Raw genomic sequence first — 12,126 nt, 5'->3', positions numbered from 1 at the left:
TTCTAGTTTTATCAACTAACCATGTTGAAGATATTAGGTATTAAAGCGCTCGCTTAATCTGCGGCATATTCTTCTAGTAGTGAAAGGGGAATGATGTCTAGCGCTTTTTCATGCGTGGCTTCTAAGCGTACTTTCGGCGCTACACCTGCCTCGTAAGCCTGTAGCCAGCGAGCTGCACACAGACACCATCTGTCACCAGCCAGTAGCCCTGGAAATGACATGCTCGGCCACGGTGTAATAAGATCATTGCCTTGACGTAACGAGAATTGAAGAAATTCGTCGGTGACAACCGCGCACACGCTGTGATTACCGACATCAGCATCGGGTACATAACAAAAACCTTCTCGAGTAAACCCAGTATTTCCACAACACAGCTGGAGCGGACGACCATAAACATTTTTTGCGTTCGCCAAAATCAGAACCCTCTCTTACAACGTATATTTTTAAAGGTATACCTATTTTCAATAGCTAGATAGCATGCGGACAGGTGTTAAAACCGTACCTATGTTCACCTTAAGACCCTCTGTAATAAGGGTCAACTGTAAAGCACTCAACTAAATACGTTTAAAGGTAAAATATCGTGCTAGATAAAAGTAAAAAAACTGGCGGAAATAACTTTTCTGAACAAGAGATTTCGCGTTTTGATGCGTTAGCTGAGTCTTGGTGGGACCCGAAAGGAAAATACAAAACAGCCCTTGAATTTAACCGTGCGCGGCTGGATGTGATAAAAACACAAATAGAGAGTCACTTTGGCAAAGGGAACTTACCCCCCGACTATTCCGCGTTGTCTATTATTGATATTGGCAGCGGGGGCGGACTTATTAGTGAACCGCTGGCTAGATTGGGAGCGCAGGTGACGGGTATAGACGCCAGCGCGGTGAGCGTGGAAGTGGCAAAACGTCATGCGCAAAAAAATGGCGTTGAGGTTACCTACCGGCATATGCTTTCCAGTGAGATAGTAGAAGAAGGTTTACAGTATGATGTCGTGATCAATGCTGAAGTAGTGGAGCATGTTCCCGACCAGCAGCAGCTTATTCAAGAATGTGCCAGTTTAGTAAAGCCTGGTGGTTTACTGATTTTGGCAACGTTAAATAGAACGCTAAAAAGCTATGTTATTGCTATTTTAGGCGCTGAATACGTAATGCGTTACTTACCTGTGGGAACCCATGATTGGCAAAAATTTGTAAAGCCAAGTGAATTAGAAAGGTGGGTCGGAGATGATTTTACGCTGAAGCACCAAATAGGTATGAAGCTCAACCCGTTTAAGGGAATGTGGCTAACCACTTCAAGCCTTGCGGTAAACTTCATTCAAGCATATTCCAAAAAGAAATAGACGACTATAAATATTAGTTATCCCCTATATTTTAGGCGTAAATGGTGTGGGGAAATATACCATCAGGAAAAACCTATCTTCTTGAATTAAATGATTAATAGCGAGCAGCTCTACAAACTTTTTATCTATATTTACTCATTGGCATTATTAAAGTTTCAACAGTAAGGTTGATCTTTACATATGTTTTACATTATTATAACAAAGGTCTGACCACAGACCACAATGTCATAATTATGGGGCACACACACGATGAGAAAATCCAAAAATAAAAGAGCAAGGAATGCTCTCATTGTTTCCCTGCTTGCAATGTTTGCAGGCATGAGTGTATTTGTTGGAGGAGCAGGACAAGCCTTCGCAGGTACATATGCAAAAACGAATCACCCAATAGTATTGGTGCACGGCCTTTTCGGCTTTGAAGATATACTATTTGTCGATTATTTCTACAAAGTTCCACACAAACTTACCCGTAACGGTGCTGTTGTATACATTGCTGAGGTTTCACCAGCAAACTCAACAGAAGTGCGAGGCGAGCAATTACTGGAGTACATCGATGAGGTACTCGCCTTATCGGGTGCTGAAAAGGTTAACCTTATCGGACACAGCCATGGCGGCCCCACAGCACGATATGCAGCAAGCGTCGCTCCTGACAAAGTAGCATCAGTAAGCTCGGTTGCTGGGGTCAACTGGGGTAGCAAAGTGGCCGACGAACTACGCGATGCCCTTGCTGAAGACTCGTTAGGAGAAAAAGCCACAGGTACGGTGGTAAATGCGTTTGCAAACCTTATCGAGATAGCATCTGGATCTGATCCGAGAGACAAGCCGACAGATTCAGTTGCAGCACTGAATTCATTGTCGACCGAAGGCTCAGTAGCTTTCAATAAGAAATACCCAGAAGGCATGCCTACGGCTTACTGTCGTAATGACGGAAAGATGCTAGCTGAAAACGGCGTATACTATTTTTCGTGGAGTGGCGGCAGAACCTATACTAACGCTCTTGACGTAGTTGACCCGTTTCTTGCCATTACTGGCACTGCATTTAAAGAGCCAAATGATGGTTTAGTCTCAACGTGTAGTTCCCATCTTGGTAAGGTGCTAAAAGACAATTATAAAATGAATCACCTAGATGAAGTGAACCAGAGTTTTGGAATTACGCACTGGTTTGAGACTGACCCCGTTGACGTTTTTGTCCGTCAGGCGAATCGTTTAAAAAGATTGGGTCTATAGTGGCGACGCGTAAAAAGCGCCGTGTCTATCCAATATTAGGAGGGCTTCTGGCCCTCTTGGTATTGGCCGCAATTTTTTATGTTCAATCTTTCTTTAAAACAGCAACCCTTAATCAAAATTCATTGGCAGACATTCCTGAGAATGCTAGTGAAAAAGCGCATGAAAAAAGTCATCTTCATCATGAACGTTCAGTAATCAAAGGACAGTTGCAAAATGAGCCTACTACCGCGGGTAAAGGGCTTATCCCGTTCAAGCTTGATTACTCAACCAAAGATAGCTTCGATCGCTTTATATTTATGCGTACCACAGAGGAACCACACGGGGTTAAGCTTGCTTATTCAACCCATGCAAGCGCTGTTTTCACGCCGGGTACGCAGGCAGTGGCGACTGATCTATTTGTTCGTTACGTAGATTATAAAGTGGCGCTTTCTTCAATCGAAGTAGAGGTCGACTTGGCTAGCCATAGCTTGCAAGACGTGTCTTATAAGCTTGACGAGCGCGAAGGGATAAGACGCACTTACTTCAACGACACTGAGTACCATTACCTATTTAGCCAAGAAGCGCAGGTGGACGAAGCGGCGCTAGCGCGTTTACAACTTGCTCAGGAAAGTACGCTATCCAGGGATGAAAGAAAAGCGCTTATTATTGAGTCACTAGAAACAGGTAATCAAGCCGAGCGCGACGTTTTTCAGCCAACATTGAACATGCATCGCATTAACGAAATAAAGCGTAGCTACACGAATGTTAACGACAGATACAATGCTGTGGCGGCAGAGTTTGGTAGTGAAATCGCAGACCGTTTTGCTACAACTTGGGAAAAGCAGGCTCATTGGGAAAGCAAGATTGCTGACTATGAAAAGTATCGCGACAAATTATCGAAGCAGGCGATTGCGGCTAGTGAGTTAGAAAGCGCGCTACGGGAATATCAGTCTGTACACTTCACCGATAATGAAATAAAGCGTCTTAAAGTCATCACAGGTTCCTAATTTATTTCAAGGGCACAATAGTCGCCTAGTGATGGTTAGCGCTTTAGACAGCGCGTTGCGCCCTAGAGGTATAACCATAAAAGTACTGAATAGTTCCATACATAGGCAGAGTGATTTGAAACTGATTTGTGCAGTTACTAATCTAGTATTACCCCTATTGTAAACAACCGTCATAAGGTTTGTGACAGTCATTATGAAAATCTACGAAACGAAAACGGCACCCAACCCGCGTCGAGTACGTATGTTTTTAGCCGAAAAAGGTATTAACGCTGAATATGTTCAGGTCGACATCCAAAAAGGTGAAAACCTAAGTGCTGAAATGCGTGCTAAAAACCCGTTGGGAAAAATACCCATTCTAGAGCTAGATGACGGCACTTGCATCGCAGAAACCGATGCCATTTGCACATACTTTGAAGCACTGCAACCAGAGCCCCCACTAATGGGAACAACGCCCGTTGAAAAAGCCACAATATCCATGTGGCAGCGCCAGGTAGAGTTCGCTTTCATGATGCAAATTGGCATGTGCTTCCAGCATACAACAGGATACTTTAAAGATCGCATGACTCCCGTACCGGAATATGGCAAAGAAGCGGGTATCAACGCGTCTAAATACCTCAATATCTTAGAGCGACGACTTGGTGTAAAAGAATATATCGCAGGGGATACTTTCTCTATCGCAGACATAACGGCGTTATGCGCTATGGATTTCGCCCGAGTGGTAAAAATCCGTATGACCGAGGAACACGTTAATTTAGCGCGCTGGTATGAGGCAGTGAGTAACAGAGAGAGTGCAAAAGCCTAATGATAGATTTATACACTGCCGCTACGCCGAACGGCTGGAAGGCCTCGGTAGCGCTTGAAGAAATGGGGCTTGAATATACCGCCCATGCTGTAAATTTAATGAAGGGCGAGCAGAAAACCCCAGAGTTTTTGGCAATGAACCCCAATGGACGTATACCGGTTATTATTGATAGGGAGGCCGACGGTCACGTGGTTTTTGAGTCTGGCGCTATCATGGTTTATCTGGCTGAAAAGACGGGAATGTTTTTACCCAGTGACGCCAAGCATAAAAGCCAGGTTATGCAGTGGCTCATGTTTCAAATGGGCGGCATTGGACCTATGATGGGCCAAGCAAACGTGTTCCACCGTTATTTAGAAGAAAAAATCCCAGTGGCGATTGCCCGTTATCAAAATGAAGTGCGCCGCCTATTTACTGTGCTTGATGGGAGGCTAGAAAATCGAGAGTATTTGGTTGACGACTATAGTATTGCTGACATGGCGAACTGGTGTTGGGTGCGTACCTACGAATGGTCTGGCGTTAGCATTGAAGGCTTGGACAACCTAATACGTTGGAAGAACAGTATTGAAGCGAGACCTGCAGCAAGGCGTGGCGTAGAAGTGCCCAATAAAATTGATAAAGAGGCGCTTCTTAAAGGCGCCAAAAATGTGGTTACTAAATAACGCGTTTAACTGAATCGACAAACCGATTGAGCCAGCCTGATGCCATACTCGGTTTGTAAATCAACTCAAAATGCTCTTCATGGCAAAAGTCATAATCTGATACGGACACGCAAGTAAGATCATGGCTTTTCGCTATGAAGTCAGGTACGTAGGCCAAAGCCAGCCCTTGCCTGACAATAGACAGCAGGGTGCCAAAATCATTACATCGATAGTGTATGGAGCGGGGGGCTTTGTCGTCTCGCCACCCATCAGAACCTATACCCCGCTTTATTCCACAAAAAGGTGAAACGTCAGGGCAAGCAAAAGCATAAGCGTACAAACTTTGACTTGTTAATGTACTGTTTTTTGCTTCAGCTACCGCAGGGTGATTTTTTGCGGCTGCAACCACATAGGTAGACGACCCTAATGATATGCGATGTAATGACGGGTCTTGCTCTCGTTCTTCCATTGCAAAAGAGGTGGCAATAGCCACGTCGCTTCCCCCTCTAGAAACGCTTTCCAGCGCTTTCCCTTCCCAGCAAGCATTGATATTAACGTGAAAACGATCTTGTACAGAGGATGGTTTAGCAAGCAAAGTTGGCAAATAATATTGAAGCAAGAGCGATGGGCCAGAAACAGTAATGTTATATAAAGCAGTATTGCCCCTAAACTCACTGAGCGCCTGATCGGCTTCGTGCACAAGATGAGTGGCATAAAGAAGGAATTTGTTTCCCCGTTGGTTGAGTCGAATATGCTTACCTACTCGGTCAAACAATTGGCTTTCTAACTTTTGTTCTATCCTTTTCACCACTTTAGACAATGCGCCTGTGGTGACTGATAAATGCATAGATGCTTTGTTCAAATTCTCATGTTGCGCAACAACAATAAACTTTCTTAAGTCTTCAATATCCATAGCTTTGTCGCTTTATTGTTTCCAGTTAAGAATTAATTGCTTATTTATTGTAGCTTAATTGTAAGTGGTTATTGTGCCAGTATCGTCATAATAAAATTGTTGTTAAGCGTGAAAGATTTATGAAGCGTTTTTATTTTACTGTCTTGTGTTTATATATGGTGTGCACAGGGGCAACAGCGACAACCACAGAAGAACTAAGTGCAAATGGCATGAGTAAAGCACCTAAGGCTATTACTTCAATACACGCTGATCATAAAAATCATACAAGAGTTGGTTCTCACGGTATGGTGTTATTTACAGATGGCGCTACACTCTATGCGAGTCACTTACCCCTTTATTACTCGCCACACGATTACCAACTTATCTATACAGTAAAAAGTGCGCATAAAGCTAAGCTCATTGCGTATCTACAAGCAGGTGCAACGTCTCACGGTAACATGGTGACGCTGTTACCGGAAAACTTCGATTTAAATAAACTTGTTGATGGTGAAAGATTTTCTATTCCAGCACAGTTTTATAAAGGTCATTTTGAGCGGGGTGGCACTAAGTGGTTAGGAAAATCGGAGCTAATATTTGAAAAGCTATTATTTAAACGTCGCTTAGTAAAACAGTACAAACCATCGCATTCTGACGAAGATAGCGTTACAGATGAGCCTGATGAAAAGTGGACTAGCATCAGCCTCGGTGACAAGTATTTATACATTCACCTCATTGGCGAACGCCCATCGTATGATGCATTGTTTATCGTCGACGATTGTCAGACAACCTTAGAAAACAAACAGGGCGAAAGTGTGCCGAGCAAGGCTCAAATTATTGAGGTTTTTTCTCACTGCGGTTCGCCTGTGCTAGTGTACTTTGAAACACAGGATTTTGCGTACTGACGCACTTCATTTGCGCTAGCGTGATTTCAGTTTTAAAGTTTTATGCTATCACTTATGGCTTTAATATGCTCAGGGCCTATGCCGCAACAACCTCCAATAATACTGGCGCCTGCCGCTATCCATGATTGAGCGTAATCCGCATAGCGCTCTGGTGTTATATCGTTGCGCAACTCTGACAAAATTGCGTTAGCTTCATGCTGACGCTTTCTTTCTGAAAAGCTATTGGCGTATGCACCAGTAGCAATGTTTTCATTCAACTGTCGCGTAATTGCCAGTGCAGTTTCCATTTCCTCTGGCTGTGAACAATTAAATAGCACGCTATCAACATGGCTCAATAACGGCGTTATTTTTTCTAGCGGCTCGCCTGAGCGAAGAGTCATAGGCTCATTGGACGACGCTCTGTTTTGCAAAGAAAATGACAGCCATATAGGAAGGGAAGAAAGATTCTTTATTAATGAAACTACAGCATTAGCTTCTTCAATAGAGCAAGCCGTTTCAATAAGCCAAATATCTACAAAAGGGGCTTGTGCTTTAATCAGCGGTGTTAAAATTTCGGCCACTCGACCCGCATCGAATAAGTCTGGACGGTACGAGCCAAAGGCTGGTGGCACACAGCCCGCGACCGACAACTTATCGCTTTTATGCTGCTGAAAAGTGACGGCTTCCCTTGCTAGCTTAGCCGCTGACTCGGCCAGCGAAAATGCTTGTTCGTTAAACGCGGTTTCACCAATATGAAATGGAACGAGGGCATAGGCATTTGTAGTAATGACAGTGGCACCAGCATTTAGAAAGTGGGTGTGTACCTCTCGCACTAGCTCAGGGGCTTGCATCAGTGCCAGCGCTGACCATTCTGGTTGTTTAAAAGGCGCACCAACCTTTTCAAGTTCGCGACCCATGCCACCATCTAAAATATGAATCGCTGTATTACTTACTGTCATTAAAACCTTAATAATTAATAATAGTTAGCCTGAAGCGCTAAATTCGCGCTTCCAATAGATTGGGCTTTGACGCCAACATGTCCCGGATTAATTCGCGCAGGTGTAATCCCGCGCATATCTACCTGCTTCAACGCGCTTTGGGTTTTTTCAACCAATAATTCTTTGATATTGCCGGGTATTGCGCCGTCAATAATTACGCCATCTAAGTCTAAAAGGCTCATTGCGCACTGTGAAGCAAACGCAAGCCCTTTGGCCGTTTCGCCTATCCAAGCCTCTACAATAGACTCATCACATTGCCAATGCGAAGGCGACTCATAGATGTGATTGGCATCTTCACCTGCTTGATTGAGCTTTCTTTCCAATAGATAAAGCGAAGACTGCGCAATTAACTGGCGCTGCTTATTTTGACTAAAAAAAGGTAAAGAACCGATAGCACCAGCATTACCTGTTTTGCCATTGACAAGCTGGTTGTTGAGTACCAGGCCACCGCCTAAAAACGTACCAACAAAAATGTATAAAAAACTCTCAAAGCGCTTTGGATTGCCAAAAGACATTTCCGCGCTGCATGCGGCCCCCGCGTCATTTTTAATAAAAACCGGTAGGTTTAATAAACTTTCAAGTGTGGATTGCGGGTCAAACTCTTTCCATTCGTCTAACTCTTTTTTCGGTGCGCCAGCTTCTTCTGCCCAACTCCAAATTTCAAAAGGCATAGCTATGCCTAACCCTCTCACCAGGCTTTGTTGCGCTGTATCTAAGCTTTTAGTTAAAACATTGAATGCCCGCTCTGCGAAGTTAAGTAGATTGCTTACCGTTGGATAGGCAAACTTTTCGTTCAGCGTTGCTTTAACCTTGCCTTTTAAGTCGAGTAAGGTCATATCAAAACTACGACGACCTATTTTAAGGCCAATGCTGAATGCCCCATTAGCATTCAATCCAAAAGGAACCTTAGGCTGACCGACGCCACCTTTAATAGGCGTTAAGCGTTTAACTAAGCCATCGCTTTCCAACTTCTTGATAATTACCGTTGCAGATTGCGCCGATAGCCCAGTCAGCTGTGCAATTTCAGCTTTAGGTAATGCAATACGTTGCCGAATTAAGGTTAGGATCGCGCGCTCATTCGCTGAGCGATTATCGAGTAACTCTGGTGCGTTTTTTTGTGATGCCAGGTGAAACGCCGATTCAATATTCAAAGTAATTACTATCTACCAATAAGTGTGTAAAGAGTGTAATAACAAGAACGCTTCGCTTCAACAGTGTCTATTTTTTCTCAAAAGTCTTTTGGTTTGAAGACTATAGATCGACATCTGTAAATCATTGCGAATAATATAAATCAATTAGGTTGATTTAATGGGTTTGTTCGTCAATACTATGCTCCAATTAATTAACGATTCGTTAACCTTACGCACAGTGCGTAAGAGTGAACGACCTTTTTGAAATTTTTTGAGCGAGGCTGGTATGAAGATTTTGTGTTTAGGTGAAGTGCTTATTGATATGTTAAGCCAAGGTGCAGCGCCCAAAGATGGCAACATACCAGCAATGAAACCTTTTCAGCCTTATGCTGGTGGTGCGCCTGCTAACGTGGCGGTTGCCGTTGCTCAACTGGGTGGCGAGAGTGCGATGGTGTCAAAGGTAGGTGACGATACTTTTGGGGCGTTTCTTAAAGAAATGCTTGAGCACTATAAAGTGAATACCGACTTCGTGTGGACCACACAAGAAGGGAACACGGCACTGGCGTTTGTAAACTTAGATGAAAACGGCGAGCGTTCGTTCGACTTCTACGTTGACAATGCCGCGCATAAGCACATTTCAGAACAAGACTTGTCGACGATTGATTGCAACAAGAATACGGTACTTCATTTTTGTTCTGGCTCAATTTCTGGCCCTGAGCTTATCCCTGGCACCGAGTTTATTTTAAACAAGGCGAAGGAAAACGGCATGATGGTGTGTCTAGATATTAACTATCGCCCGGCGTTTTGGGATGATACTGCCAATGCACCAGCGCGTATTGATGAGGCGGCTAAAAAAGTCTCTGTTTTAAAGGCAAGCCGCGAAGAGCTTGCAGAGCTGTACGGCGAAGAGAATGCCGATGCAAAAGTACAGCAGTGGCTAGATAGCGGTGTGAAAGTTGTATTGGTAACAGACGGTGGTGAGCCAATTCACTATATTACTAAGTCGTTCAGCGGCACATTGGCATCGCCCAAAATGGATGTGAAAGATACCACCGCAGCCGGCGATTCATTCATCGGTGGGTTCTTGTACTTCCTTTCTACTAAAGTTAAAAACGCCGATGAGTTCGATGCGTGGGCCGAAAACTTTGAAAATGTTAGCGAAGCCACTGAGTTTGCTATTCGTTGCGGGGCTTACACGGTTACGCAATACGGCGCATTCAGCGCGCTGCCTACGCAGGAAAATATCGCAAAGTAGAAGCGTTAAAAAAACGCTTTCAAAGCTGTGTAGCAGTGACTAGTCCTGAAATAGGTTGACACTTATTTCGGTTAAAACGCCCGATGTATTTCATCGGGCGTTTTGTATTTAAGGGCCTGATGTGGCCGCCTACCATTATAGATTGCTATTGACTCTGCAACCATCTTTCTCGCTTCTTCTAAATCTCGTGGCTTATGGAGTAAGTATTCATTTTTAAGAATACCGTTTATTCGCTCTGCAAGGGCGTTTTGATAGCAGTCGTAGCCATCTGTCATCGAGCACTGTACATCATGTTTTCTATGGAGTTTTTGATACTCTTCTGAACAATACTGTATACCTCTGTCTGAGTGATGCACGAGCTTTTCTTTTGTACTTTTTTGTTTAAGCGCTCGAGTAAATGCTTGCTTTACTGACTGCGTTCGCATGTTATCGTCAACCTGATAGCCCACAATCTTCCGCGAATAAGCATCTGTAATGAGACTTACATAACTCTCTCCACTTCGCGTCGGTAAGTACGTGATATCCGCTACCCAAAGCTGATTGGGCTTCTCTGCTTTGAAACCCGCTTTAATGAGATTAGGGTGACGACGGAACCGATGATGGCTGTTGGTTGTTTTGTGATACGCGCGCTTTGTCGGCACCAATAGCCGCTTTTCTCTCAGTAAATTAAAGAGATGGTCTCTCCCGATATCCATTTTTTCGAGCGCAAGCAGATACTGTAGTTTCCGAGTGCCGATGCGAGGTTGCATCATTCGCTCCTGACGGACGAACTGAATGACTTGACCTTCAAGCGCTTCGCGCTTGAGTGAGCGAGCGCAGTATTGGTAGTAAGCCTGACGAGAAATCTTCAGGTAACGACAGGCTTTGGCAACGGACACTCCGCCTATCACTTTTTCTTGGATGACTTTCTTTTGCGCTTTTTTACAACGCTTACTCCATAGTCACTTTCAAGGACATTTACAACGGCTTCAAAGAAATCAGCTTTCATTTTTGTATCAGCAAGCTCTTTCTCTAGCGCTTTAATTCGCTGTTCGGGGGTGAGTTCTGCTTTGGGTTTATCCACGACGTGGCCTCGCGTTAGAAACTTCGGTGTTCCATCCGTCCAATCTAAACGACCGTGCTTACGAAGCCAAACTAAAACAGTTGAGCAACCTTGTATTCCGTAGTGATCTTGAGCCTGCCTGTAGGTGAACTCGCCTTTTTCAACTTGGTCTACAACAGCCAATTTAAAAGCGAGGGAATAATCACGTTGAGTTCTTCTGCTATTTGATTTCATTACACTCTCCAAAATAAGTTTGAAAAGTGTCAACGCTATTTAGGATGGGTCACAGGCAATAAAAAAGGGTTCGATAGAACCCTTTTTTGTCATTTAAAGCTATATGAGCAGCGTAAGCTAATACGTCAAGTCGGCCTAGTGCTTATCGGCTCTGCTTTGGAACTTGCGCTCTTCGGTATTAACCTTTATCCATTCACCGGTGCTGATATATTCTGGCACCTGTACGACTAAGCCAGTTGAAAGCGTTGCCGGTTTAGTGCGAGAGGTAGCTGACGCACCTTTAATAGATGGGTCGGTCTCAACCACTTCAAGTTCCACGCTCATTGGTAAGTCTAAGGCAACGGGCACTTCACTAACAATAACCACCTGAATGCCATCGGTCTCTTCGTTAATAAACAGAGCTTCGTTTTCAATACTCTCTTTACTCAAATGGTAAGGGGTGTAGTCTTCCTTATCCATGAACACATATTCATCGCCATCAATATACGAAAACATAGCAGGGCGACGAATTAAATCAGCCATATCTAGGGTGTCTGAGTCTTTGAAGGTATCATCGTATTTGGCGCCTGTAACTACATCGTACATGCGCATGCGATAAATGCTGCCACCAGCACGACCTTGAGGCACAGAGCGTTCTATGTCTCTTACAATGCAAGTTTTTCCGTCAAATACCACGGTGTTATTCTTTTTAATTTCACTAGCCTTAGGCAT

Annotated in this window: 13 protein-coding genes; 7 read left to right on the top strand and 6 right to left on the bottom strand. The window is 44.0% G+C overall.

Features of this window, described 5'->3' with window-relative positions; translation table 11 throughout:
- Positions 1 to 53: 53 nt before the first annotated feature.
- Positions 54 to 413, bottom strand: a complete 360-nt coding sequence (locus BK026_RS13065; protein WP_083575088.1) for a DUF2237 family protein — start codon at positions 411 to 413, stop codon at positions 54 to 56.
- 167 nt (positions 414 to 580) lie between these two features.
- On the opposite strand from BK026_RS13065, the gene ubiG reads away from it, so the two are divergent.
- The 5 genes from ubiG (at position 581) to BK026_RS13040 (ending at position 5,004) form a co-directional block, all read left to right on the top strand.
- Entirely contained in the window at positions 581 to 1,333 is a 753-nt protein-coding gene (ubiG, locus tag BK026_RS13060) for a bifunctional 2-polyprenyl-6-hydroxyphenol methylase/3-demethylubiquinol 3-O-methyltransferase UbiG (protein WP_071816214.1), read from the top strand.
- A gap of 249 nt (positions 1,334 to 1,582) precedes the next feature.
- Positions 1,583 to 2,557 (top strand): triacylglycerol lipase, encoded by a 975-nt coding sequence (locus BK026_RS13055; RefSeq protein ID WP_071816213.1) that lies wholly within the window; start codon positions 1,583 to 1,585, stop codon positions 2,555 to 2,557.
- On the top strand, positions 2,557 to 3,543 hold the full coding sequence (locus BK026_RS13050) for a lipase secretion chaperone (RefSeq protein WP_071816212.1): 987 nt from the start codon (positions 2,557 to 2,559) through the stop codon (positions 3,541 to 3,543). The genes BK026_RS13055 and BK026_RS13050 overlap by 1 nt, the downstream gene beginning before the upstream one ends.
- 193 nt (positions 3,544 to 3,736) lie before the next feature.
- Positions 3,737 to 4,345: a glutathione S-transferase family protein gene (locus BK026_RS13045; RefSeq protein ID WP_071816211.1), complete on the top strand. Its 609-nt coding sequence runs from the start codon at positions 3,737 to 3,739 to the stop codon at positions 4,343 to 4,345.
- Positions 4,345 to 5,004 (top strand): glutathione S-transferase family protein, encoded by a 660-nt coding sequence (locus tag BK026_RS13040; RefSeq protein WP_071816210.1) that lies wholly within the window; start codon positions 4,345 to 4,347, stop codon positions 5,002 to 5,004. The genes BK026_RS13045 and BK026_RS13040 overlap by 1 nt, the downstream gene beginning before the upstream one ends.
- On the opposite strand, the gene BK026_RS13035 is transcribed toward BK026_RS13040, so the two are convergent.
- Positions 4,997 to 5,896 carry a LysR family transcriptional regulator gene (locus BK026_RS13035; protein ID WP_071816209.1) on the bottom strand — a complete coding sequence of 300 codons (900 nt, stop codon included), beginning with the start codon at positions 5,894 to 5,896 and terminating at the stop codon, positions 4,997 to 4,999. The genes BK026_RS13040 and BK026_RS13035 overlap by 8 nt on opposite strands.
- Positions 5,897 to 6,015: 119 nt before the next feature.
- On the opposite strand from BK026_RS13035, the gene BK026_RS13030 reads away from it, so the two are divergent.
- Positions 6,016 to 6,777, top strand: a complete 762-nt coding sequence (locus BK026_RS13030) for a hypothetical protein (RefSeq protein ID WP_071816208.1) — start codon at positions 6,016 to 6,018, stop codon at positions 6,775 to 6,777.
- Positions 6,778 to 6,809: 32 nt separating this feature from the next.
- On the opposite strand, the gene BK026_RS13025 is transcribed toward BK026_RS13030, so the two are convergent.
- Positions 6,810 to 7,715 carry a homocysteine S-methyltransferase family protein gene (locus tag BK026_RS13025; protein ID WP_071816207.1) on the bottom strand — a complete coding sequence of 302 codons (906 nt, stop codon included), beginning with the start codon at positions 7,713 to 7,715 and terminating at the stop codon, positions 6,810 to 6,812.
- Positions 7,716 to 7,729: 14 nt separating this feature from the next.
- Positions 7,730 to 8,905, bottom strand: a complete 1,176-nt coding sequence (locus BK026_RS13020) for an ROK family transcriptional regulator (RefSeq protein ID WP_071816206.1) — start codon at positions 8,903 to 8,905, stop codon at positions 7,730 to 7,732.
- A 265-nt stretch (positions 8,906 to 9,170) separates the two neighbouring features.
- Here BK026_RS13020 and BK026_RS13015 point away from each other — a divergent pair, with 265 nt between their 5' ends.
- The gene (locus BK026_RS13015) at positions 9,171 to 10,139 is read left to right on the top strand and encodes a carbohydrate kinase (protein WP_071816205.1); all 969 of its coding nucleotides are present in this window, start codon (positions 9,171 to 9,173) and stop codon (positions 10,137 to 10,139) included.
- Positions 10,140 to 10,210: 71 nt separating this feature from the next.
- On the opposite strand, the gene BK026_RS13010 is transcribed toward BK026_RS13015, so the two are convergent.
- Together BK026_RS13010 and yeiP are read right to left on the bottom strand one after the other, a co-directional pair.
- Positions 10,211 to 11,415, bottom strand: a protein-coding gene (locus BK026_RS13010; RefSeq protein WP_143142110.1) for an IS3 family transposase whose coding sequence is annotated in 2 segments (ribosomal slippage) — positions 10,211 to 11,043 and positions 11,043 to 11,415 — 1,206 coding nt in all. Because the reading frame shifts where the segments join, the coding sequence is not laid out codon by codon here.
- 135 nt (positions 11,416 to 11,550) lie between these two features.
- Positions 11,551 to 12,126 carry an elongation factor P-like protein YeiP gene (yeiP, locus tag BK026_RS13000; protein ID WP_071816204.1) on the bottom strand — a complete coding sequence of 192 codons (576 nt, stop codon included), beginning with the start codon at positions 12,124 to 12,126 and terminating at the stop codon, positions 11,551 to 11,553.

It is taken from the genome of Alteromonas sp. V450, assembly GCF_001885075.1.
Classification (GTDB): domain Bacteria; phylum Pseudomonadota; class Gammaproteobacteria; order Enterobacterales; family Alteromonadaceae; genus Alteromonas.
The sequence above is the reverse complement of the archived record's forward strand: the minus strand, read 5'-3'. Positions and strand labels throughout refer to the sequence as shown.